The 25,021-nt window shown below is 49.0% G+C and carries 19 protein-coding genes and 1 pseudogene; 5 read left to right on the forward strand and 15 right to left on the reverse strand.

The window, feature by feature from the left end; all coding sequences use genetic code 11:
• Positions 1 to 62: 62 nt before the first annotated feature.
• Both F556_RS0130300 and F556_RS35710 read right to left on the reverse strand, forming a co-directional pair.
• On the reverse strand, positions 63 to 776 hold the full coding sequence (locus tag F556_RS0130300; RefSeq protein ID WP_020620769.1) for an ankyrin repeat domain-containing protein: 714 nt from the start codon (positions 774 to 776) through the stop codon (positions 63 to 65).
• Positions 777 to 1,278: 502 nt separating this feature from the next.
• Positions 1,279 to 2,142, reverse strand: a pseudogene (locus tag F556_RS35710) (DsbA family protein).
• Between F556_RS35710 and F556_RS37470 the strand changes: the two are divergent.
• Positions 2,124 to 2,243 (forward strand): winged helix-turn-helix transcriptional regulator, encoded by a 120-nt coding sequence (locus F556_RS37470; RefSeq protein WP_245583165.1) that lies wholly within the window; start codon positions 2,124 to 2,126, stop codon positions 2,241 to 2,243. The pseudogene F556_RS35710 and the gene F556_RS37470 overlap by 19 nt on opposite strands.
• Before the next feature lie 56 nt (positions 2,244 to 2,299).
• Here the strand turns inward: F556_RS37470 and F556_RS0130310 are convergent, their stop codons facing one another.
• On the reverse strand, positions 2,300 to 4,276 hold the full coding sequence (locus F556_RS0130310) for a sigma-70 family RNA polymerase sigma factor (RefSeq protein WP_020620771.1): 1,977 nt from the start codon (positions 4,274 to 4,276) through the stop codon (positions 2,300 to 2,302).
• 152 nt (positions 4,277 to 4,428) lie between these two features.
• The gene (locus tag F556_RS0130315) at positions 4,429 to 5,373 is read right to left on the reverse strand and encodes an aldo/keto reductase (protein ID WP_020620772.1); all 945 of its coding nucleotides are present in this window, start codon (positions 5,371 to 5,373) and stop codon (positions 4,429 to 4,431) included.
• 132 nt (positions 5,374 to 5,505) lie between these two features.
• On the opposite strand from F556_RS0130315, the gene F556_RS0130320 reads away from it, so the two are divergent.
• Positions 5,506 to 6,345: a helix-turn-helix transcriptional regulator gene (locus tag F556_RS0130320; protein ID WP_026297590.1), complete on the forward strand. Its 840-nt coding sequence runs from the start codon at positions 5,506 to 5,508 to the stop codon at positions 6,343 to 6,345.
• A gap of 15 nt (positions 6,346 to 6,360) precedes the next feature.
• Here F556_RS0130320 and F556_RS0130325 read toward each other — a convergent pair whose 3' ends face one another.
• The 9 genes from F556_RS0130325 to F556_RS0130370 form a co-directional block, all read right to left on the reverse strand.
• Complete coding sequence (locus tag F556_RS0130325) at positions 6,361 to 7,686, reverse strand: hemolysin family protein (RefSeq protein ID WP_020620774.1); 1,326 nt, start codon at positions 7,684 to 7,686, stop codon at positions 6,361 to 6,363.
• 504 nt (positions 7,687 to 8,190) lie between these two features.
• Positions 8,191 to 8,427, reverse strand: coding sequence for a DUF6953 family protein (locus tag F556_RS0130330; protein WP_020620775.1), 237 nt, complete (start codon positions 8,425 to 8,427; stop codon positions 8,191 to 8,193).
• A gap of 499 nt (positions 8,428 to 8,926) precedes the next feature.
• Positions 8,927 to 10,414 (reverse strand): nicotinate phosphoribosyltransferase, encoded by a 1,488-nt coding sequence (locus F556_RS0130335; protein ID WP_020620776.1) that lies wholly within the window; start codon positions 10,412 to 10,414, stop codon positions 8,927 to 8,929.
• A gap of 67 nt (positions 10,415 to 10,481) precedes the next feature.
• On the reverse strand, positions 10,482 to 11,711 hold the full coding sequence (locus F556_RS0130340) for an MFS transporter (protein ID WP_020620777.1): 1,230 nt from the start codon (positions 11,709 to 11,711) through the stop codon (positions 10,482 to 10,484).
• Positions 11,712 to 11,820: 109 nt separating this feature from the next.
• Positions 11,821 to 12,744: an alpha/beta fold hydrolase gene (locus F556_RS0130345; RefSeq protein ID WP_020620778.1), complete on the reverse strand. Its 924-nt coding sequence runs from the start codon at positions 12,742 to 12,744 to the stop codon at positions 11,821 to 11,823.
• A gap of 107 nt (positions 12,745 to 12,851) precedes the next feature.
• Positions 12,852 to 13,637, reverse strand: a complete 786-nt coding sequence (locus F556_RS36790; RefSeq protein ID WP_020620779.1) for a TetR/AcrR family transcriptional regulator — start codon at positions 13,635 to 13,637, stop codon at positions 12,852 to 12,854.
• 132 nt (positions 13,638 to 13,769) lie between these two features.
• A complete protein-coding gene (cls, locus tag F556_RS0130355) occupies positions 13,770 to 15,215 on the reverse strand; it encodes a cardiolipin synthase (protein ID WP_020620780.1) in 1,446 nt (481 codons plus the stop codon).
• Positions 15,216 to 15,395: 180 nt separating this feature from the next.
• The gene (gene ilvD, locus F556_RS0130365; RefSeq protein WP_020620782.1) at positions 15,396 to 17,084 is read right to left on the reverse strand and encodes a dihydroxy-acid dehydratase; all 1,689 of its coding nucleotides are present in this window, start codon (positions 17,082 to 17,084) and stop codon (positions 15,396 to 15,398) included.
• On the reverse strand, positions 17,084 to 17,770 hold the full coding sequence (locus tag F556_RS0130370) for a GntR family transcriptional regulator (RefSeq protein ID WP_020620783.1): 687 nt from the start codon (positions 17,768 to 17,770) through the stop codon (positions 17,084 to 17,086). The genes ilvD and F556_RS0130370 overlap by 1 nt, the downstream gene beginning before the upstream one ends.
• Before the next feature lie 181 nt (positions 17,771 to 17,951).
• On the opposite strand from F556_RS0130370, the gene F556_RS0130375 reads away from it, so the two are divergent.
• The 3 genes from F556_RS0130375 to F556_RS0130385 all read left to right on the forward strand — a co-directional run bounded on the left by F556_RS0130375 (position 17,952) and on the right by F556_RS0130385 (position 21,614).
• Positions 17,952 to 18,911, forward strand: coding sequence for an ABC transporter permease (locus F556_RS0130375; protein ID WP_020620784.1), 960 nt, complete (start codon positions 17,952 to 17,954; stop codon positions 18,909 to 18,911).
• Positions 18,912 to 18,929: 18 nt separating this feature from the next.
• On the forward strand, positions 18,930 to 19,808 hold the full coding sequence (locus F556_RS0130380) for a carbohydrate ABC transporter permease (protein WP_020620785.1): 879 nt from the start codon (positions 18,930 to 18,932) through the stop codon (positions 19,806 to 19,808).
• Between the two features lie 108 nt (positions 19,809 to 19,916).
• Positions 19,917 to 21,614: an extracellular solute-binding protein gene (locus F556_RS0130385; protein WP_020620786.1), complete on the forward strand. Its 1,698-nt coding sequence runs from the start codon at positions 19,917 to 19,919 to the stop codon at positions 21,612 to 21,614.
• Between the two features lie 60 nt (positions 21,615 to 21,674).
• Here the strand turns inward: F556_RS0130385 and F556_RS0130390 are convergent, their stop codons facing one another.
• Both F556_RS0130390 and F556_RS0130395 read right to left on the reverse strand, forming a co-directional pair.
• Positions 21,675 to 23,285 (reverse strand): response regulator, encoded by a 1,611-nt coding sequence (locus F556_RS0130390; RefSeq protein WP_020620787.1) that lies wholly within the window; start codon positions 23,283 to 23,285, stop codon positions 21,675 to 21,677.
• The gene (locus F556_RS0130395) at positions 23,278 to 24,975 is read right to left on the reverse strand and encodes a sensor histidine kinase (protein ID WP_020620788.1); all 1,698 of its coding nucleotides are present in this window, start codon (positions 24,973 to 24,975) and stop codon (positions 23,278 to 23,280) included. The genes F556_RS0130390 and F556_RS0130395 overlap by 8 nt, the downstream gene beginning before the upstream one ends.
• Positions 24,976 to 25,021: the final 46 nt, after the last annotated feature.

Consider the following 25,021-nt stretch of genomic DNA (forward strand, 5'->3'; position numbering starts at 1 on the left):
TAAATATCTAACTCCATTTGTAAAAAAAACCGTCCCCCTAAATGCAAGGGACGGTCTTGTTATTAGAACTTCTCCATATCCTCGTCAATTTCTTCTTCGTCATATTCCATGTAAAGGATGCGATCGAGAAAGTAAGCAGGATCAGCGAGGAAAGCTTCCCAGGTCATATCATGCACAATAAAAATCCAATCATGCTCTTCATCGATGCTTATAAATTGCTGTCTGGCGGGACACCAACTAATGACTCCGTTGGCATCGTAGTTATCTAATTCCAGCAGCAGGTCATACACTTCATACCCGTACACCTTAAATGAAGTGACTTCAAATACATTGCGAAAAATGAGATATTCGTTATGGTTTCCTTCAAATTCTAGTCTTTTGTTCTCCGTCCCCAACGTTTCGAGGATATGCTCAGGAACACCCGCAGCTGTTAATTTCTTCATTACATATGCATAATCATGAAACTCCTCAGGTTCTTTTTCTATAATCATTTCTGCAATCTCCGGATAACCCGATACTTTGGCATAAATAGATGCTCGCGTACCGAGTAAATCATGATAAGTTACGTCGGCTCCGCGCTCCAGCAAATACTTAACGACGTCTTCTTGTCCAGCTCCAGCTGCCAGCATGATAGGTGTATCTCCATATGGGTGCACGCTGTCAGGCTCAGAATAATTAATATCTAACCCTTTTTCTACCAGTTGTTTTACCAGCTCCAATTCACCTTCCCAAGCTGCATTTCTTAGTAACCAATCCGGATTTAATTCATCGCTCATAGGTATTCTCCTTCAGTTCAATTCCTACATGTTCAAGCGTACCTATCTCGTTTATCGGTTAGGACTGGATAATTTTATAGATAATGTTAATCTATTCGCACAAAAAAACGCCTGCTGGCGTTCATGCTCTAATTTCGAGGCGCGAGAACGCTTCAGACGTCTGTTGGAGGGCACCTCCATATGAGTTTCCGGCTCTAACGCTTGCGACGAGAGTGTCGGTTATTGGTGAGCAACCTTGGTAATGAGTGATAATAGAGGATCACCAATTAGTAAGGGAACTGAGCGACGTTATATTGGATTTTCAGCGTGTTTTTATATTCTAACGGAACTCACCGCCGTTATTAAAGGAAAATCCCAATAAAAACGTAGGTTTTAGCCTCCATAAGGTCCTTCAGTTCCGTTAGATTTTGAAAACTAGGGCTTTGCGCTTGGATAACGTCTGTCAGTTCCGTTAGCTTGGCTTATAGTCGAATGAACTCCATTACACCGATTGAATTAAACTTCACATTCTCGATGCACTCGAGTTTTGCTGAATGTACAATTCACCGAACAACTCTTTGGTCTGAAACGTACCTGCTGGCAATTCTGATTGGAGGAAGGCTTGGACCTGGTGCTGCTCCAGATTATACATCACTTCGATTTCTTTGGTGAACAAGAGGTCTTGCTCTGTTAACCATTGACTTAAGGAAGGAAGCTTCTTGGGCTGCAGCGGTCTGTCTGTGAGCTGCTTCAGTGCCTCCACGTACGTCTCGTGCGGCCGGGCACCTACAATCTTCACACCCTTATCCTCTTCGTTGACCAAAATGATGGTTGGAAAACCACGGACGCCCAAGCTGGCTGCCAGCTCAAAGTCTTGATTTAGCAAGTCTTGCGCAGCTTCCTCTTGCGATTGTTCGTACACCCGTTTTCCATCTAGCCCCATCGTATTCACGAGGTCCACGAGCACCTGCGCTTCCCCAATATTACGGTTGAACGCAAAGACCGCTTCTCTGGCTTTTCTCAAAAACTCCATCGCTCTACCTGCATGATCTCGCTCAATGACCTTGTATACATGGGACGGAGGGTAGGAAGATAGAATGGGATTGTCCCTCCATAAGGAACCATCGATGGGCATTCTGGAGTAAACGCCAACCTCCTTCCAATGCTATTCTACATCAGCAGGCTTTTGTATCCCATTAGCACGGTCCGCAAACCCATGCCAGCTTGCCAGCAGGCCTCCCATGAGCGGTTGAACCTTCACCTGATCTCCATATTCATGAAGAAACCGATTCAATACCGGTTCCAATGCCCAGCAATGAGAGCATATCGGGTCGGTCGCGTAATATAAAGTGAGAACAATATAACGAGGTGCCGCCCCGGGTTGAATATTCGCTTACCGACTCTGGCAAAGAACTGGTTCCATGGATCGAATACATCGTAATGTGGGGACAGAAAAATCAGGTTAATTTGGACACCCAATCCACATAGGCTCAGCGCCAAAAAAGATCCAGCCCTTGATTGCGGGCTAGATCTTTTTTTGTTTGTCAGTAAAACGAATTTTCGTATACCTTCCCGGTGTGTGCATCAAGCACTTCAGGAGTCCGTTCGTTAGCTCGGCCAATCATTCGATACACTAGTTCGTAAGGGGCCTCTCCCGCGCTGGCATTGTGCATTCGTTCCCATTGCAAACGCAGCTTGGCCTGTTCCATCCATCGGAGGATGGCTGTCTGGGAATCAAATGAAGGCACGGGCTCCAGCTTCTTTAACTGTTCTGGCCTTATGGAGGGGGACATCAAGCTTTTGACCCTCCCATTGGAGCGGTCAACGGCTAGTTGATAGCATTCATCCCGGAGAGGTACGTCTTGAACATATACACCAAAGCGAATGTATTCCAAACGATCTTCGTCGTCGGTCTCTTCAGTTAGAAGCTTGAGATACGGCAACATGTCGGCTGCCAGTCCTCGGACATAGTCCATGGCTACTTCTATACATGCGTCTCGATCCCAGGTTGGTGGAGCTAGTTGATCTGACTTACCATGCGAAGCAAAGTCAATCAGTTGTCCGGTTTGGCTGTCTACTCGCGCCTTGACCGCTCCCTCCATCTGTTCAGCCCAATAAGCCTTCCAAGACCGGTCATTCTTGGCTGGACGCCCTTCAGTCCGTTGCTTCCACACCATCATCTTGGTGTTCGAGTCAATATTGTCGTTTTGTACGAACTGAAATTGGTCGTTGTCTACGCCAATCCATTCTTCCAGGCTCCGTGGTGGCGGGAACTCACCTGGCCACTCGTCCAGTGTTCTTGGATCAGAGGGGACAGCTTCTGCCCTATAGGCTGTCGGGACTTCCTCCTGTGATGATGCAGAATAGATTAGTCCTCTACTTCGGGGGGCGTAAACAAGATGGACCTGATCGTCACCATCCGTGTACACGGTTTTGTCCAATACGCAATATTCCACATGTAGCGACAAATTCGCCTTCATCCACGCCATCTGTTCCTCTTCTGGTGTGATCATGGTTGGGAGTGCTGGCCCTGGAACGGTTCCGTAGTACCTGAATCCGACCACGCGACCGCTGGGGTGAACCATAATCAGGCATCCCGTCTCAGGAAGCGGTAGCCCCATCGCCTTCTGCTGTCGTGTGTACCCAAACATCCCTTCCATCCACTCCATCTCACAATACGGAAAATCGCGCCGTGCGCCGGGATAATGATCTTCCAGGAATTGCTCTGCCTGTTGTTTGAGCTCCTCCTCAGATAGCCGTGTCTCCTTGTCAAATGAGGCCCAGGAAATGGCATAGTCCAGCAAGTTGCCGTCCCTGGAGAGCGTGGCAGAAACAGCGTCATCGCTTCCCGTTTTAACCCATAAGAATCCCGCTTCTCCCCTCCCTGTTCCCCTCATGGTGTTCTCTTGATATTCATTGACGATCAGATCATAATCCGGTGAAACGGCAAACAGGTGCTCTGCCTGTTGTCTTAACTGAAGGCGTAATGTATCCAGCTCTCGTTCGAGAACATCTTGAGCCATTTCGTTGCGCAAATGTTCCAGCCCCTTCCGTAATTGTGTCTTCACAGTACCTAATGGCATGTCCAGGAGGTGGGCGATTTGCTGCTGGGTCAGGTCCTTCTTATATTTCAAGAATAGAAGCTGACGCAGCTTCGGATTCAGACTGGCCAATGCACGCTCCAGATCCAGAGTTTGATCGATATCCGTAACGGCCGCGGGCTCTTGCGCCTGCGGGTCGTCGCTCAGGTGAACACGCTTGGATTTGTTCAAATGATTGAGCGCCCGGTTCACCACAATTCTGGTAAGCCAGCTCTCAAACGCTTCGGCTTGCTGCAGCGTATGCAGTGACTCATAAGCCTTAACCAGAGCATCCTGTACGATATCCTCCGCATCCTTGGACTCCCGCACATAATGGCGAGCCACTCGGTGCAGCTTATCCGTTCGCTCCTGTATAAGAGAAACGAAAGCATCGTGATCTCCGTTTTGTGCGGCCTTGATTTGTTGCTGTGCATCGATCATTGTCTTTCACCTCCTGTTCTATAGACAGCTGACTCGGGGGTTTGGATTTAATTAATGTACCATAGGCACAAGTTTTTTTGGATTTTTTGTAGTCGATAAGACTTTCAGACATAAAAAAACCACGTTTTGGCGTGGTTTATGATACAAAAATGCTAGTCGGTTTTTAAATCCAACCAACGCGTCTCTTCCGCTGTTAATTGAACATTCAATGCCTTGGCGCTGGAATACAATTCACCTGCATTCGCCGGTCCGATCAGCGCACATGTAGGGAACGGTTGCTGGAGCACGTAAGCGAGCGCGATTTGGTTGGCATCCGCCCCTTTCTTCTCTCCGAGTACAGTAGCCCTGCGGTGTCGTTCCCAGTTAGCGTCGCTGTAGTACACACGTACGATCTCTTCATTGTCCCGATTGTCTGGAGCATATCGACCGGTGAAGAATCCAGCTGCCTGCGAGGACCAGGACAGCAGTGGAAGCTGCGTACGCTCATGCCAGAGGACATCGTCTGTATCCACAGATACGCAGCCGGGCCATCTAGGCTCATTCGCCCGTGCCAGACTTAGATTGGGACTGTTGCAAGCGAATCCGGTCAAGCCGTGGTCGGCCGCGTAAGCGTTTGCTTCTTCCAATCTCGCAGTCGTCCAATTGGAAGCTCCCAACGCCTTGCATTTTCCCTCTTCGAGCGGCTTTTGCAACAATTCGATGATTTCCCCTACCGGTTTGTCGGCATCATCCCGGTGGAGCATGAAGATATCGGCATAATCCGTCTGCATTAAGTCTAACGAATAGTTCAAATCCTCTTCCACGGCCAAGAGGTTGATCCTCGGGCCACTAGCATCGTGATGAGCGCCTTTGACGATTAGAACGTACTCGGAACGGTTGCCTTCCTCCGTCATCCACTTCCCAATGGCCCCCATTCCCCGTGGTCCATACACCCTGGCAGTGTCCAGACAATTGCCGCCAATGGAAGTGTAAGCATCAAGCAGCGCAGAGGAATTCTCCATCTGCTCGTCGTTTAACAGCATCGACCCAAGAATCAATTGCGATACCGGTTGATCCACCCCGGCGATACGAATGGATCCCATTGGTTGTTCAGACATGACACTCTTCCCCCTACTTGGTTTCGTTTTTCTTTATTTCATAGATGTATATTGTTATTATAATTTCAATACATCCCTTTGTATATGACACGATATTGCAAGAGATGTAACGATATTGTTCTGGAGGCTTATATGAGGACGCACTTGACACTACCCTTGATGGACTCTAATCCGTTCCTGGTATTTCCTGAATCCACAGGGCGCTACATGGATGAACCAGATCACAAGTTGGAGCGCTTAGCTCATAACACCCCTCACTTCAATCTGCATTATGTGAAGTCAGGGGAAGGTTTCGTTGAAGTGGATGGTCAGTGGGAGCCGCTCTATGCCGGGGATGCGTTCCTCTACTTCCCCAATCAACATCAGAAATATAGAACAAGTGAGAGCAATCCCTGGGACGTGTACTGGCTGCATTTTTATGGAGATCGACTGGCCGAGATTCTTACAGAGCAAGGATTCCGGCAATCCGTCATCTGGTCGACTCGTCACGGAAAGGCGCTTGAAGCCTCTATTCAACACCTGATCGACGTAGTTGAAAGCTCCAAGCTGCTGCGGCCCTCCGCTCTGTCGACAGCAACCTACGGCGTGCTCGCCGAATTTATGGAGCAAGCGGTGCCTTTTCGTTTGCGGAGGAAACACGATACAAAAGAAGCGATTAGGGAGCTACTCCCGGCGATGCAGGATTCCGCCTGCCAGCCTTTTGTGCTCGAGGATTGGGCAGCTCAAATCGGGGTAACCCCTCAATATTTCTGTAAGCTCTTCCGCAAATCCACCCAGATGTCACCGATGGACTTTATCACCCTCTGTCGGATTCGCCGTGCGAAACAGCAATTAATGGATGATTTGGATTATCCGGTTGGTGAGATTGCTCAGATGTGCGGCTATCCCAGCGTGAGTTATTTCATTAAACGATTCAAAGAAAAAGAAGGCCTGACACCGGCAGCCTATCGCCAGCATCATTCCTTCCCGTAATCCTAGTCGAACGTATTACTCGTCAACCTCATGTTCAGCTGCTATATTCATCTTAAGCGTGACGCTCAACACCTGGTAATTGTCGAGCTCATCTATATACCAACGATGTTTGCCATGGTCTACAGGCTCCGCATGGCCATCCATGGTGTTGGCCTGGATCTGGAGCCATCCCCCGATGGTATCTACATTCTCACTGTTTTCAAAGTTAAGCCCAAAGCGTGCTTCCAGCAAGCTGAGCAGTACTCTGCCGCTGATACGGTATTCATTTGGCGCTAGCTCGACGATATCTTCGACTTCATCTGTGTCGAACTCATCCCGGATTTCCCCGACAATCTCTTCGAGGATGTTTTCCATCGTGATAATGCCCGCCGTGCCGCCAAATTCGTCGATCACCAGTGCCATGTGTACCCCTTTTTTCTGCATTTTGACGAGTGCATCATGCAGCGGAGTGGATTCATGGATGACGAAGATCTCGTGAATCAGTTCCTTCATGTCGCCCATCCGCTTCGTGGCCATTTGCGTGACAAATTCCTTGGCGTTAATGAAGCCCACGATGTCATCCTTATTTGAATCCTGGGTTACTGGAAACCGGGTATAACGATACTCATCGATCAGGTGCAAGATGTCCTCGGGACTCATCTCCATGTCGGCGGCTATAATCTGTGTGCGAGGCACCATGACATCTTTGGCCACCCGCTCGTCAAAGGAAAAAATATTATTTAAATAAGCAAGCTCGGTTTGATTAATTTCTCCACCCTGATAGCTCTGCATCATGATGATTTTCAACTCATCTTCCGAGTAGGCTTGCTCATGCCCAGCCGGCTTGACGCCGAACGCACGCAGCAGAATCTGCGCGGAGCCGTTCAGCAACCAGATCAATGGAAACAGCAAGGTGCCGAACCACACGAGAGGCCTGGCCAAGATCAAAGTCATCCGTTCCGAGAACTGAATTGCCAGGGTCTTGGGCGCCAATTCACCAACGACGACGTGCAGAAACGTCATGATCCCCATCGCCAAGGCATAGGAAATGACAGTGCTTACCGCTGCCGCGATTCCCCAATCCTCGAAGATTGGATGCAGTAGCCGTTCGACGGTCGGTTTGCCGAGAGCACCAAGTCCGAGTGCAGTAACGGTAATCCCCAGCTGACAGGCAGAGAGGTAGTAATCGAGATTGGTTACAATCCGTTTGGCAGCGAGTGCTTTCTTATTGCCTTCAGCTACCAATTGGTCAATTCGGCTAATCCGGACTTTAACCACTGCAAATTCAGAGCCTACGAAGAAAGCCGTCAAAAGAATCAATAATGCTGCAATGCTCAGGTTAATAATCGTGGATATCTCCAATCCCTTCCCTCAAAATCGAGGGTTTCACCTCCATAGATTCAATTGGTTTACGTTGGATTCCATTTCAACCGCGACGTGGTCAAACTGCGGCAAGCAAACATTACCTTCCCAATGCCTGCACCCCCCCTCTTCTATTCTCATTTAATTATAAAAGTATTCTTATAGAAATTATAATTACAACATTGTAAGGATAATAAAAAAACCATCCAAAACAGCATCAATGCATGCTAGAATTTAGATGGGTTATTATTTTGAGTCTATTGCAACGAAAGTTTCTTGCATGGAGGTAGCACGCAGCGCTCACGGCACTACGATTTCAAATAACAGGGAGTATTTTTTCCGCTAAACGGTCTGTATCGCGCATGAATTTAAGATGATGGCTTCTATTTTCCGCTAAGCGCTGCAATTAATAAGGTAACCAATGGTTAGTTAGCCAATAACGGAACATATGCGCCATATCCATCTCTCTAGCAACTCTCCATGAGAGGTACAGCACGCGCTATTTTAAGTCCAGCCCCAGAAGAAACCGTCACGATCCCAGGCAGCTTTTCCGCGATGGAGCTTTTTGAATAGCTTCTTCACTTCTTTATCTATGGATTGGTTTCCATTCTCGTTCGTGTACAGGTACTGCTCGCCATAATTGTCCGCAATGTGCTGTACCACGTCTTCCTGCCGCAGGATGCCCCGTTCTTTTACCTCTGCCAGCATCCAGTCTGCTATTTCAGCTGCTTTACTTTCCATGCTTAGTCGTCCTCGCTTCATCATGAGAATCTATATGCGATATTATATCACTACGCCGTCCTTTGTTAAAATTGCTTTATCGGTTGCACGAAAAAGACCACGCTTAACTTGGTCCATCAAGAAGTAGATGCACCCCCGTCTCCACCACGTCTACTGTAACACACCTTTCTTCCTCTATTTGCTCGCATCCCAGCCCTGCACCCGCATACTATATGGCTTCTATATTCCGCTATTCCTCGTTCTGGAGGTTCATTCAACATATTGTGGCTTGTATTTTCCGTTATTGCCGAATTTACCAGGTAAAATTACGGTCTTCAGGCTCTATAGCGGAATAAATGCGCCACAAAGTCTGCGAACAAAGGTTTTCTAACCAAATAGCGGAAAATATGCGCCACTTCATTGCAGGCTGCAAGGTTGTACGCACCACTGAACTCAACACAGAACTCCAATTGAACACAACAACCCCTAAACCACCTTAATTCAGGTTCATCTAACCAGTTCACCTCTGGTATTTTTTAATGAGCTTCATCTTGAGATCCAACGCGGCTTGGCTCAAATGCACTCTGTATTTCTCTGGATTGGTCTTCCGAAGATATTGCGGCCAGAAGCGGCTGATTTCGTCCTCGTGATGTTGACGGATCTCTGTAATGGAAGGCAAGGTGTACACACACTCTCCATTCACAAATATAGGTTGCAATAGTGATATGGCCTCGTAGTCCCGAATCACTTTGTCCATGAGCGGATGGGCTGGATCAACTAGATGAATGGGATCGCCCGCTGCAACGTCACTTTCACTCCGCAAAGCTATATAGTCTGCCTCTGCTCTTCCCGTCTCACGGTTAATCAACCGATAGACTTGCTTTACGCCGGGATTGGACACCTTCTCCAGGTTACCCGAGATCTTGATGACAGGCTCCTCGCTGCCATTATTCTCACGGGCCACCAGCTTGTACACCCCACCGAGTGACGGTTGATTCGCAGCCGTTATGAGCTGGGTGCCGACACCCCATGTATCGATTTTTGCTTGCTGCGCTTTCAGATCCATAATAATGTTCTCGTCCAGGTCGTTCGAGGCAATGATTCTAACATAGTCTAAACCTGCTTCATTCAGCATATCCCTCGCCACTTGAGACAGGTAGGCTAGGTCGCCACTATCCAGACGAATGGATTGGAGTCTTTTCCCCTTTTGCTCCAGATATTTAGCTGTTTGGATGGCATTCGGAACGCCACTTCGTAGCGTATCATACGTATCCACGAGCAAAGAAACCTGATCTGGCAAGGCATCGGCAAATTTATGAAAGGCTTCTTCTTCCGTATCATGATTCTGAATCCACGCGTGAGCATGCGTGCCCTTGGTCGGAATTCCAAATAGCATGCCTGCCCTCATATTAGAAGTCGCATGGAATCCGGAGATATAGGCCGCTCTTGCTCCCCACACGGCTGCATCTGCTTCCTGCGCTCTTCGGGTCCCGAACTCGAGAAGTGTATCCCCTGAGGCGACACGCTTAATTCTGGAGGCCTTGGTGGCGATAAGGGTCTGGTAGTTCATAAAATTCAGCAGCGCCGTCTCAACTAGTTGGGCTTCAAATACTCTCGCCTCGACTCGGATTAAAGGCTCCTGGGCAAACACTACTGTGCCTTCACGAACCGCGTGAAGGTCGCCGCTGAATTTAAATCGTCTGAGTTCCTCTAAAAACCCTTCGTTATAATTCTCTTCTTGGGTCCTCAGATAATCGATGTCCTCGTCCGTGAAAGTCAAATGAAGCATATAATTCACGATTCGTTCCAAACCTGCAAAAACAGCATAGCCGTTACCGAACGGCAGCTTGCGAAAATAAGCCTCGAAAACGGCCTTGTCGTTTAAGGAGCCATTGACCCAATGGGCGTACATCATGTTAATCTGATATTTGTCCGTATGAAGCGTTAAATTCCCATAATCCACAATCATCACCTCATCCCCACTATCGTCAAATCCGAGTTCCAACATACCTTTCCTATTACACAAAAATCCACCTGTTCTCACGGGGAGTTACGGTGGATTATCATTGTTTATCTTATCCTGTTGTTCCGTCTTCTCTACTCCTACGAGCACCTGCCATCAAGAGTGGGATGCTCAGCACAAATGCGCCTGTGACAAGCCAGATCGGGATCTGTGGGGCAATGGAATAAGCCCAGCCGCCAATAATCCCCGAAGGTGAGACGACGAGTAATACGAGCACGGATAGGACCGCGAACATTTTGGCCCGGCGTTCATCATCGATCGCGTTGGCAACGACCGCTTCCAGATAAGGTGCGGTAATCATGGTCGCCCCAGCGGCAAGCACGGTACTGATCACGATCCAGCTTATAGCTCCCGGCGGGGTCAATGCCAGAATAGCATTGGAGATTGCTGACAAGATGAAGCCCCACAGCATGGTCCGACTCATCCATCTCTCCGTAATGCGCGGCACCACCAGCCACAACACGATTAGCATGACGATCGAAGAAACAGCCGGTACCAGCGAGATCCAATCGTCCGCCATGCCAATCTCATCCTTCAGGAATAGCCCCAGATACGTGCCTTTGACCATCATCTGGAAGTTGAACAGGATGTAGACGCCGAACATGAGCAGCAAGCCACGATCAGCCAGGACAACCCGAATCGTAGCGAGATAATCCCTCAAGCTTGCGTTCAGTCCGAGCTCGCGGGCTTCGCGCTTTTTGCGGTAGCCCATCTCCGTCTCCCGCGTCGTGTAATGGCGGCCCAGGAACTGAGCCGTCATCAGCACAAAGGCAATCAAGTACATGATCCGAACGCCCGTGATCAGCCCATAATGATAGACGAGCAATCCCCCAAGTGGTGCGAACAAGCCGCCAATCACGCCGATGACTTGCAGCACAGTGAAGACATAGGAACGTTCCCTGGGCTCTGTATCCTCGACGAGCAAACAGTAAAATGCCGTATGTGGTACGCGTTGAAACCCGTTAATGAGCGCGGCGATCACAAAAAACCAGAAGTTCTGAGATACCGCCCACAGGAGTGTGCCTACGGACCAACTGAGTAGATCGAAGGTGAGTAGCGCGGCTTTTCGGCCCATCCGGTCTGTTAAGTATCCGCTGAGAAATGACGAGAGCACTTGAACAATCAAGGAGAGCGTCGTCACCCAGCCGATCTGGGTCTCGCTGAGACCGAGCTCGCTCATATAGAGCGTAGCATAGGTGGCGAACATGCTGTATGGAATAAGAAATAAGGGTTCAAAAGCAAGACAGCCGCGGCTGTTGCCCTTAAGCCTGGGGAATAACATAGACGTCAAGGCTCCTCTTGATGGGTATAAGTTGCATTATCTATCCTAGCGCGGTCAGGCGGATTCGTCTATAAGAAAAAAGTCTCTTGTGTCTAGCCGTCAAACTTATTCAGTTTGTTATTTTTGCAACGGCATCCCATACGAGACTTGGATGTAGCTGGGGAATCATATGAGCAATGCCTTCCCACACGAGTAGTTGGGAATGAGACACCTCCTGGTGCAGGCGGGAGCTATGCTCCCGCGTATCAAACGGGTCGTCTGCTCCGACGGCGATAACGAGAGGCAAGGAAATTTGATTGTATTTGTCTGATAGTCTGGTGACAGCAGGAAGAAATTGAAGCACGTCTTCACGGTTTGCTCTGAAATGTTCTGGACGCAGCCACAGGGCCCTGGCTTCTAAACGATAGTCTTGTGGAACCTCTTCTGGAGCAAAGGTGGCAGTCAGGATACGATCGGATAGAACAGGCCCCACAACGGCAAGCATTGTGCGAAGAATAGTCGGGCCAATCATCGGAGTCGTAACCGCGGCCGAAATGACATCCCCTTTTGCTGCCGGGTAACCCTCCTTGTACATCCCCCCTCCCAACGAAACCACGCCCGCTAACTCATCTGGATATTGAAGCGCATAAGCCAGAACGAGCAGACCGCTCCAAGAATGACCGACAAGGACAGGACGCTCTACACCAAGTGCTATCAGGGCATCGCGGATGAGACGTGCCTGCTCCTCGGGTTCTGCTTGCTTGGGCCGTTCGCTGTAGCCATATCCGGGCCGGTCAAATGCAAACGCTTGATATCCTTGTACAGCAGCCTGCTCCATGACGTGACGAAAATCATTACCCGAAAGCAAGCCGCCGTGCAAAAAGACGACAGGTGGATCCCCTTCCCTGCCTGTTGTGTAATAATGAAGACGAATTCCGTCAACGGAAACAAATTTTCCGCTCGCAGGAAACTTTTGTTCTGCTTGGTTGAATTGATAATGATTGTACATGAATAAAAACAGGAGTAAGATTCCACCAATCACTAGCCAGTACATCCTCTTTCTCCACCTCTCTCTCACTGTATCACATCCTCGTAAATGTATGATTCAAATACTTTTGAGTATGTTTATTGCATGGGGGAATGAAGCATCCGGCAGTTAACTTATAAAGAAGGCTTGTCTGGGCGGAAATATTCCCACAGGAATGAAGAAACGGTCTCAATATAAGTATCTAGACCGTTTTTTTCCGGATCAATCATCCATTCTACGGCAGTTCCTTTCATAATCGAATCAATGAGCAATGCAGCATGTTGGGGATCTGCTTGTCTATTCAGTTTATCTTGATTCTGAAGTTCGGCAATAAAATCACTGACTCCTTGCAAAAATTCACGTTGCAACCGAACTAGTCGTGCCCGTACATCCGGTTCCCGGCTAGCCACAACGAATTCCATAAATAGGCCCGGATATCCTTGAGGTTCAGACAAACCGCCCAATTGCATTTTTAGCCAATTTTCTAATGATTGTTGTGGGTGTTCCGACTCAAGCATGAAATGGGCGTTGCTGGAAAACATTCGAATCTGTGTATGCAAGTGCTGCTCCAATAATGCCAGAAAAAGCTCTTGTTTACTCGTAAAATGCCAATATACGGCTCCTTTGGTCATTCCCGCAGACTCGGCTACTAAATCGAGTGAAGCCTGATTGTAACCCTGTTCAGAAAACACGGACCCAGCAGCTTCGATAATACGGTATCGGGTATCTCGATGCGTCACTCCACCACTAGTCTGTTTGTTCCGCAACCAATCTCGCATTTGTGTTTTCCCACCAAAATATCGACGGACTGTCGTCCAGTGCACTCCCGCAGACTCAGCTACCTCAGCAAACGTAATCTGGTCATAAGGTTTTTCTAACGCTAAACGTTCAGCTGACTTGTAAACGTCATTTTTGCTCATTATATGATCTCCTTTTGTGCTATTTAGATACTCATAAGTATGTATAGATTGTATCATATCGCTAGACCTTGAACAACGATTTCGAAAATCAAAGAAACACAGTAGCATGCAGCCACTGTGTTAGCATTCCTATTATAAAATCGGCGACAACAGCCTTGCAACCGCCTGTTTGAACTTGGCGACCATCGTACGCTTGCTGTAGAGCTCCTTGGTCAGTTCCATGCAGACTTCACTGTCTTGCAGGAACAGCTCGTATAGCTCCTTGGCAATGTCGGCGTCATAGACGAGCGCGTTTACTTCAAAGTTCAAGCGGAAGCTGCGTGGATCAATATTCATGGTGCCAACCGAGGCAACCTCTTCATCGACGACGATGGTTTTGGCGTGCATGAAGCCTTTTTCGTATTGCAGGATCTTGACTCCATACGGCAGCAGCTCTCCAACATGGGAGAGGGTCGCCGAATAGACAAACGGATGATCTGGCTTGTTCGGAATCATAATCCGGACATCTACCCCCGACAGGGCCGCCATTTTACAGGCATCCATGAAGCTGACGTCAGGAATAAAGTAAGGGGTCTGAATGAAGATGCTGCGCTTCGCCTTCAGAATCATCTTTAAATACATGTACTTCAGATGTTCGGTTTGGGAGTTCGGACCGCTCGATATAATCTGAATGGCACTATGACCGGGATGATGATCCGGACCGAACGAGAAATGATCTTCGATATTGTTGCGCTCATAATTGGTAGCTTTGCTCCAGTCCATGATGAAACGACCCTGGATCAGAGCGACCGCCCCGCCTGTAATCCGAAAATGTGTGTCCCGCCAATACCCCATGCGCTCGTTAAGTCCCAAGTACTCGTCCCCAACATTAAATCCGCCCACATAGCCTACTTTGCCATCTATGATGCACAGTTTACGGTGATTGCGGTTGTTGATCCGAAGGTTGATAAGCCGAAACCAGGATGGGAAAAAAGCCGCCACTTCTCCCCCATGCTTAATCAATTCGCTGAAAAAGGAAGGCGACATGCGTCTCGAGCCGACCTCATCATAGAGTACGCGGACTTTTACGCCTTCCTTGGCTTTCTCGGTTAAGAGATCGCGCAGCTGCTTGCCCAGATTGTCGGGCTTAATAATGTAATATTCAATATTGATTTCGTCCGTCGCTTTGCGGATATCCGCAAACAACGCATCAAACTTCTCCTGGCCGTCATGATAAATCTTTACTTCATTATTTGTCGTCACCAACGCGTTTGACGATTTCAAATTCATTTTTACTAGATTGGAATACGTTTGAAGCAGACCGTCATGCTTATGTACGTCTTGAAATTGCTTGTCCGCCGTGTCCTGGAAAAAAGCAAGCTCCTCGGAGGTGAGCTGGAAGAAGTTTTTTTGCTTCAACTGGCGTCCCAAGAAAATGTAAACCAAGAATCCCACTACCGGGATAAAAAATAAAACCATCAACCAGGCCCACGTTGAGCCGATATCGCGGCGTTCGATGAAAACCACGATACCGGCGAAGATAATGTTGACGATCGTTGCGATCGATAGGATTAGTGTCGTGATATTCCCGATCTCCAAGACGTTCCCCCTCTTTATATGATGTCGCCCTTCATCTTAGCATCCCTCAAGGGCTTATTCAATCAAAATGTAGCGTAGCCACTCAGCTTGGCTGGATTCTGCAACAACGCCAAGAAGATCGCAATCCCCTTGGTTCTCAAGGAATTGAGATCTTCTTTCATTGTGTCCTTATTGCCTTCCTTAGAACAGGTCAGTTACTGCACCTTTTGAGGCAGAGGATACAAGTTTTGCATATTTGGCTAGTACACCTGACTTTACTCTGAGCGGGGGTTGAACCCAAGCTTGTGCCCGGGCAGCTAACTCCTCCTCTGACACTTGGAACATCATCTGCTGGGTTTCACTATCGATCGTAATGATGTCCCCATTCTTCAACAAGGCAATGGGTCCGCCCACTTGCGCTTCAGGTGAGATATGACCAACTACAAATCCATGCGACCCGCCTGAGAATCTACCATCGGTGAGCAGGGCAACCTCGCCGTTAAGACCTTTGCCAACAATGAGCGCGGTTACCGATAGCATCTCCGGCATGCCCGGTCCTCCCTTTGGTCCGCAATAGCGAATAACCAAGACATCGCCTTTCTGGATCTCATCCTGCAATATGGCTTTCGTAGCCGCTTCCTCGCTGTCGTAAACCTTGGCTGGTCCGGCAAAGCGTAGCTTCTTCATCCCTGACATCTTGGCTACTGCGCCTTCCGGGGCAAGGTTACCTCTGAGCACCACCAGGGGGCCATCAGGCTTGAGCGGCTTATCCATTGGACGGATGATCTCTTGATCGGGCTGGAGTGCTTCAGCTTCCGCAAGATTCTCTGCCAAGGTCTTGCCTGTTACAGTCATGCAGTCACCATGGAGCAGCCCTTCTGCCAGCAAGGCTTTCATGACGCCTGGAACGCCGCCAATATCATTCAAATCCTGCATGACATGACGGCCGCTTGGCTTCAGATCTGCCAGATGAGGAACACGAAGCCGGATTCGTTCGAAATCCTCCAAGGTGAGGTCCACGTCAACCGAATGCGCAATCGCAAGCAGATGCAAGAATGCATTGGTGGAGCCTCCCAAGGCCATCACGACCGTAATGGCATTCTCAAATGCTTCTTTGGTCATGATGTCTCTGGGGTAAATGCCTTGTTCTAGCAGCGAGATGACTTGTTTGCCAGCGGCCTCACATTCGATTGACTTATTCGGAGAGATGGCAGGCGTCGATGAGGATCCGGGAAGGCTCATGCCCATCGCTTCAGCTGCAGAAGCCATCGTATTGGCCGTATACATGCCTCCACACGAGCCCGGACCCGGACACACGCTGCATTCTACCTTATGGAGCTGTTCTGCTGTTATTTTTCCTTCATGATATTGTCCGACCGCTTCAAATGCCGTTACGATATCTACCTTCTTGCCATCGAGGTTGCCGGGTTGAATCGTTCCGCCATATACGTATACGGAAGGGATATTCAGTCGTCCGATCGCCATCAGACATGCCGGCGTATTCTTGTCACAGCCACCAACGGCCACAAGACCGTCAAAGCGTTCGGCACCAGAAACAATCTCAATGGAATCAGCGATAGCCTCTCTGCTGGGCAATGAGAACAGCATGCCTTCGTGCCCCATAGATATGCCATCTGAGACCGTTATCGTATTAAACATCAGCGGAGCGCCGCCATGGTCACGCGCTCCTTTTTTGGCATGAACGGCTAAATCATTGATATGCATATTGCATGGGGTTACCTCACTCCAGGTGCTGGCTATGCCGATCATCGGCTTTTTAAAATCCTCATCTGTGAATCCAACCGCCCGTAGCATTGCACGATTAGGAACCCGGTTGGCCCCCTCACTAATCACCTTACTGCGTATCCGAAGATCCTTGTTGTCTTTCATCAGCTCTCACTCCTATTTGTCTGAAGTATTTTCTGTAGCTCTTGCATGGGCCGTATAATATTCTGTCTCATCATCGCCTGGGCGCGTTCAGGATCGTTATGCTCGAAAGCGGTAATGATGGCTTCATGTTCAATGATGGAAGCTTGAGCCTCGGTCATCGGTTGTTTAAGAAACACGTATTTAAATCGGCGGATATGAATCTGCAGAGAAGCGCAAAAGGAAGCAACATAAGGATTATCTGACAGCTCGACTATCAGGTTGTGAAACTGCTCATCCGCCTCCATCGCCTGATAGGCTTGACCACTCTGAATGGCTTGTGCGAATGCCAGATTTATGGCCCGTAGCTGTTCCATTTGCTCGGCAGTAATGATTTTTGCCGTTTCATCAGCAGCAAGAGCTTGAAGAACGGCCATCGTGGAATACATTTTGAAGATGTCATCTTTTTCAATTTCTTTCACTTTGGTTTCTTTCCCCGGGTGCGTGGATACGAGCCCTTGCATTTCCAACAGCTGAAAGGCTTCACGAATCGGGGTTCGACTTACTCCAAGTGATTCTGCTAATTCAGAGTCAATCAGTTTTTCTCCGGGTTGCAAGGTGCCATCAATGATCCAGCGTTGAATCTGAGAGAAGGCTCGTTCTTTGGCTGTCATCCTCACTGGGGAGACGAAGTTTTTGGGCACGGGCATAGTTAACGTTCCTCATTTCTATCTATTCATATATGCAATATATCGCATACCCATACAAATATCAAGTTTTAAGCTACCTTAACAATTTGTTATGTAAGTTATGGAATCATCATGTCCAGCTTTACCCCCTGCTTCTATACTAGAGATATCAGAGGCTGAACTAGAGAAAGGAAGCAGAAACATGAACAGATCAACACCTCCCTCAACCCGCAAGCCATCTTCGCCAACAGGACTCAGGCAGCGCCGACGTGGCAATTGGCGACGAACGATTGCCCTGGACGGCATGGTGCTGCCGGCTCTAATTCTTACGATTATCTTTGCTTATATCCCCATGGTTGGCATCGTCATCGCCTTTCAAGACTTCAAGCCATGGTTGGGCTTTGGCCAGTCGAACTGGGTTGGCCTGGATCACTTCCAATATTTGTTCAGCACACCGGAGAACCTGCAGGTCGTGTGGAATACACTCATCATTGCCAGTATGAAGCTGGTCGGCGGCTTGATTGCCCCGCTCGTGTTTGCTCTTCTGCTGAATGAAATACGTTTATCCGCCTTCAAACGATCCGTGCAGACGCTGGTCTATCTCCCCCACTTTCTATCCTGGGTCATCTTGGGCGGCATCTTGTTGGACATGCTCTCGATGAAAGGTCTCGTGAATCAGGTATTGGTGGCGTTGTTCAATATTGACCCGATCTTCTTCCTGGGGGATGGCAATTGGTTCCGGTTCGTTGTCGTCGTCAGCGATATCTGGAAAGAGTTCGGATTCGGTGCCATCATCTTCCTCGCTTCCCTGGCTGGAATCAACCCCGCCCTGTATGAAGCTGCCGAGGTGGATGGCGCAGGTCGGTGGCAGCAGACCTTGGCGATTACGATTCCATCGCTGATTCCGATCATGATCGTTGTCGGCACCCTGTCTCTCGGCAATATTCTGAATGCCGGTTTCGACCAAATCTTCAATCTGTACAACGGTCTGGTCTACGATAAGGGCGACATCATCGACACATTCGTCTATCGCGTTGGACTAGTTGACGGGCAGTTTGGATTCTCGGCTGCGGTCGGATTATTCAAGTCCGTTGTCGGATTCGTGTTGATCGTAGCTGCTTACCGGATGGCTTACAAGTTTGCTAATTACCGTATTTTCTAAAAAGAAGGGGCTTGCCGTATGTATTATAAAACAAAGCCGTATCGCATATTTTCCATTTTCAACTATACGTTTCTTGCTGTACTGTCCATCTTGTGTATTATTCCGCTAATTCATATCCTGGCGATTTCCTTCAGTGGAAAAGCACCCGCCAATGCCAATCTGGTCGGCCTGCTTCCCGTCGATTTCAATCTGGAGGCCTACGCTAAGACGCTGGATAACGAAAATTTCCTGAAATCGCTCTGGGTGGCGGTACAACGGACGACGTTGGGAACGTTAATCAGTATGGTAGTCGTTGTTCTGGCTGCTTATCCACTCTCCAAAGAGAACAGTGCCTTTAGACGCCGCAACTTCTACACCTGGTTTTTCGTGTTCACGATGCTGTTCAATGGCGGTCTGATTCCGTTCTATATTCTGATCCAGAATCTGAATATGATGAACACGCTGTGGGTGCTCATTCTGCCTTCTGCCGTCAACGTATGGAATATGATTCTGATGCTCAACTTCTTCCGGAGAGTGCCGCGTGAGCTGGAAGAAGCCGCGACAATTGATGGAGCCGGACATGTTCGGACGTTAATCAGTGTGTATCTCCCAGTTTCTTTGCCAGCGATAGCTACTCTATCCTTATTCGCCATGGTTTTCCATTGGAATTCCTGGTTCGATGGGTTAATCTTCATGACAGATCACAAAAACTATCCGCTCGCGACGTTCCTGCAAACCGTCATTGTACAACAGGATTTCTCCAAAGTCTCAGCTCGTCCCGAGGATCTGGAGAATATCTCCCAGCGGACGGTCAAGGCAGCGCAAATCTTTATTGGTATGGCCCCTATCCTATTCGTGTATCCGCTTCTGCAACGGTTCTTTGTCAAAGGGATCGTCATCGGCGCGGTCAAGGAATAAGGTTTCCGTACGAATAAGGAGGTGATGCCAAGCGATTCTCGGGAATGAAATGCCACACGTTTTATCATCATCCATAGAGTGACTATTAATTTTAGGGGGTACCACCACATGAGCAATAAATTAAAAAAACCTTTAGCGGTTCTTATGGCCTCAACGATGCTGGCAGGTGCGCTGTCCGCATGTGCAAGCAGCGACAATAACACCAATGACACAGGTAGTGCGAATGAAGGAGACGGCTTCTACTCCGCGCCATTTGAAGACGGGAAATATACCGAGCCGGTGACGATCTCGACGGTCTTTCCAATCACCAGCTCGATCAAGTTCAAAAACGGTGAAAACATCGAAGATAATGTTCACACCCGCTGGGCCAAAGAGCGCTTCAACATCGATATTAAGTACCTCTGGACCGTCAGCGAGCAGAACAACGCCTATGAAACGAAATTGCGGTTGATGCTGACCTCGGGTCAAAAAATGCCGGATATCATTGCTTTCCGTGGCGCGCGCTCCCTAACCAGTGATCTCATTGAATCGGGCCAATTCGCTGATGCTGGTGAACTATTCGACAAATATGCATCCGATACGTACAAAGCAGCGATGGCGGAAGACCCTTCCGTATGGAACCCGTATATTCGTGACGGCAAGCGAATGGCGATTCCGATTCTCGAGAATGCCTACAATAATGATCCGGTCATGTATATCCGTGAGGATTGGCTGCAAAAGGTAGGTCTGGAAGCACCGACTACGCTCGACGAGCTGGAGACGGTCATGGACGCTTTTGTCAATCAGGACCCCGACGGCAACGGGCAAGATGATACTATTGCACTCTCGATTGGTTTCAAGAACGATCTGAACACATGGATGTCCGATGCAGGTTGGATCTTCGGGATGTTCGGCGCCATGCCGAACCAGTGGAATCTGACGGATGAGGGTAAACTCCAGTGGGGTACGATTCAACCGGAAATTAAGGAAGGTCTGGCGCGCATGAAGGACTGGATGGCCAAAGGTTACATCGACAAAGAAGCCGGTCTGCATGATGAGCCGAAGGCTGCGGAGGCGTTCACAGCTGGCAAGTCGGGCATCATTGTTGGACCTTACTGGATGACCGGCTGGCCGCTCCCTGATGTCAAGCAAAACGTACCTGGTGCAGAGTACAAGGCTTATCCGCTTCCAGCAGGTCCGGACGGTAAAGTCGGTAGACACGGCACGCCAACCAGTACAGGAGCGATCCTCATTAATAAAGATATGAAGAACAAGGATGCTTTCTTCGTCTACCAGAATTACTTGTATGAGAATTGGGCCAATCCTTCAGCAGACAGCGAATTTGAGTATGGATTCGCCGAAGGCTATGACTATGACTTTGGACCAAATGGCGAGATTTACCGGGAGCAAGACAGTGACAAGATTCCAGGCGGCTGGATTGATGCCATTCGTTATACGCTTGGATTTGACGGTGCCATTATTCCTTCCCTGCGACTGAACACGCTGGCAGAGCTGGCGGATGGCAAGGAGCCGGAGACGCTGTACGAAGAAACTCTGGCGCAATCGATTCCGGAGCAGATTCGGGCAGCCAAGATTGTTATCGATCAGAAGGATACGACCATGATGACCATGTTCTCTGGTGCACCTACCAAGACCATGCTCTCCAAAGGCGACATGCTGGACAAGCTGGAGAAGGAAGTCATCAACAAAATCATTTACGGCAGCACGCCGCTCGATGACTTTGATTCGTTCGTAGAACGTTACCTCTCCTCTGGAGGCGAGGACATTACGAAGGAAGTCAATGAATGGTATGACAGCGTAAAATAATGGTCTTATTGAAACAGGCGAAGCCAGTTAGATGGCTTCGCCTGTTTTTTTACATAAGATTCAGCTATGATCCCTATACTCCTGGGGTGTCTTGCCGAATTGATCGCGGAACACTTTAATGAAGTATTGGGAGTTGGAGTATCCTACCTTCTCGGCTATAGCGTAAATCTTATCCTGGCTATGCTTGAGTAGATACGTCGCTTGCTCCATTCTCACCCGCAGAATATATTCACTGATGCTGATCCCCTTCAACTGCTTGAACAGCTTGGACACATACACGGGATGCAGCTGGACATGATCGGCAATCGACTGCAGGCTGATTGAGCTGAGCCGCTCGCTGACAAAGGCTTCGATCGTGTGCAGTAAGGCATCATGTTGACTGACCGACCTGGTCTCCAGCTTATCCCGCAGCGTATTGGCGATTCCCCTCGCCCATTGAAGCAATTGGGTCAGGGAGCGGAAGAGCGTTCGGTGCGTCAACTCATCTCCTACCAGCTCCGTCAGCAGCACACGGTTCGTATGGGCTACATAATGGAAGGCAGACATCAGAACGCTCTGAATTTCATCCAGATGCTCGACTGTCGGGCCATGAAGTGCGTCGTACTCTGAAGCCAATCGCTTCAAGCGTTCGTCGAACTCATCCCATCGCCCGGCTTCCAGCAGTTGGTTGAACATAGGAGGCTCGTACAGCGAGCTTAACGATTGAAAGCGCACCTTCTTTGGAAGCTCCGCCAAGGACAGAAAGTACCCGCTCCCCTCCCCTACCTGACTTCGAAGTGCAGATACTGCACTTCCATGCATCGGAACGAGATCCTGGCGGAATATTCCGGGTTCGGTCAGGACGGCACTGATTCCACCCTTCAAATATTCATTCACATTGGCATGCAGTTGCCGCGATCGCTCACTTAGCTCTGCTGTCATGCAGGGTGTGGAAACCTCCGGTTGCATCAGGCTCGGCCACAGTACGAATACAAGGTAGCCGTGGGACGCCTTGGCGTGCCATACCTCGAACCGATCACCGAACAGCTCGGTAGCAATGTTGGTTACCGCGTATTCGAATAGCGTCAGGCTGTGCTCGCCATAGCGATTAAACCGCTCCTCCAGCCGCACGAGTAACAGGGAGATCCTGTCACCCTCATGAATCTGCAGTTTGTATTCCGTTAACTTCTCCTGAAGCTGATCATTGGTATATGGACGTCTCTCCAGCAGCTCGTTCAGCAATTTATCCTTGAGCGCCGGGAGATGCTCGTGGAAGCTATGGAGTGCTTGCCGATAGGAATCCGCCTGCTCCCGCTTCTCGATCAGGCTGACCGTCGTTTTTTCCAGACAAGCCGCCAGTTTCTTATGGTCAAGTGGTTTAATCAGGTATTCTACGACTCCTTGCTGGATGGCTTCCTTGGCATACTCAAACTCGGCGAACCCAGTCAACAGAATACAAGCCAGATCCGGTTGGAGCTGCTTGATTCGTGCAATCAACTCCAGGCCGTTCATGACGGGCATGGCGATATCCGTTATGACGAGATCGATAGGGTGCCGCTCCACCATCTCCAGAGCTTGCAAGCCGGAGTAGGCTTTGTAGATCTTTTCGATCCCATAACGCTGCCACGGAAAGGCAATCTCCAAGTCGTCAATGACATAAGCTTCATCGTCCACTAGCAATAGATTAAGCATGTTCGTCCTCCTGCTGTTCCATCGTGATCGTATATTTGGTCCCCATCCCCTGCTCCGACTCAATCGATAATCCTGAACGAGTGCCGCAGTACAGCTTCAGCCGCTGATTGACATTGCGGACACCAACGCCGATTCGCTTCTCTGTAACAGTGAACTCTTCCATATGTCCAGTGATTAGCTGTAGCCGGTCCGTCTCAATTCCCACCCCATTATCTTCAATGCTGATCTGCAAGAGATCGCCCTCTAGTCGAGCCCTGATCTCAATGCGCCCGGGTTCAAGAGCCGGCTCTATGCCATGCTGAACACAATTTTCGACCAGCGGCTGCAGGATCATTCTTGGCATACGCAATTGGCGAATCGGTTTGGGAACATCGATATGGAAGGTAATCGATTTTTTGCGCATATGCACAATCGAGAGATAGCTTTCGACGAAGGCCAGCTCCTCTTCTACCGTGGCGCTTGCCTCTTCAACCTTATGGATGTAACGATAGTATGTCGCTAATTGCAAGGTCATCTCGGTCACAGCCTGATGATCCGCGATACTGGCTTTGCTCTGAATATAGTTCAGACAATTGTATAGGAAATGTGGGTTGATCTGGGACTGATATTGTCGCAGACGCGCTTCCTTCACTGCCAGTTCACCGAGCAATATTTGTTCAATCATTACCTGTGTATTCTCGGCCATCCGGTTAAATGAGCTGCCGAGCAAGTGGAACTCCTCGGACTGAATCGGCTCGACCCGGCTTTTATAATCCCCTCTGTCAAAGCGGTCGATGGCCTTGCGCAGCTTATGAACAGGCTGCTCTACCTGTCTGCGCAGCATGAGACTGTACAGAATTGAAATAACGAGCAACGCGATAAGTGATGCGACGAAGAAGCGGTTATTGCGCCGAATCGGCTCAGTCAATGCAGAGACAGGATGGAAGTCGACGAAATAGAAATCGGACAACTCGGATCTCATATAGGTAACCAGGTAATTGGTGCCGTCGATCATTTCATGAAAATATCCGCTATCCTCCTGAATTCGTGACAATATATGGCTGTTATCGGCCTCTGATTCAAGGGATGCATCGGCATGAATCACCTTTTGCAGGCGCGGATTGTACAGTAGCGGATTCCCCGACGTATATTGGGACAACAGCCGGCGTAGCGTATCCAGCGAGATCCGGGTCTCGATAATGAGCGGACTTCTACGGCCGGAGGTCAGTAGGACATAGTCGTCCTCCCCCTCTAAGTTCTTCTGAATAAACCACTCGTTGTAAGCCCCTTTTGGCAGTTCGAAAGGCTGGGAGGCCATCTGGTTATTTAACGTCACTTTCTGCTCGTATTCCGGATAATAAAGCACAATCGTGTTGTTCCAAGCGGTTGAGGCACTGTTCAAGGCCAGTTTATCAATCAAGGTCAGCTTGGCCTCATAACGGGAATAGTCGTCGCCATACACCAGCGCGTAGGGGTATTGTCGTACGGATTGGTCTTCAGAGAGTGTCTGGACGTTGAATAAGATCTGTTCGAACTGCGACGTTAATTGAGAGGTGACAAATCTTACTTCCCCCAGCTTATTTTCACGGAGCTCCTGTTGAATATCTTTAACATTCAACTGATAGGTCCACCAGAAGATCAGAACGATCGCCAGGAACATCAGGAGTAGAGCCAGAATCAGTTTTTTGAACAAAGAAATACGAGTAATCATGCGCTTCCTCCACCTAATAGACAGTCCTTCTAGTATACTTCATTTT

It is taken from the genome of Paenibacillus daejeonensis DSM 15491, from assembly GCF_000378385.1.
GTDB lineage: Bacteria > Bacillota > Bacilli > Paenibacillales > Paenibacillaceae > Paenibacillus_D > Paenibacillus_D daejeonensis.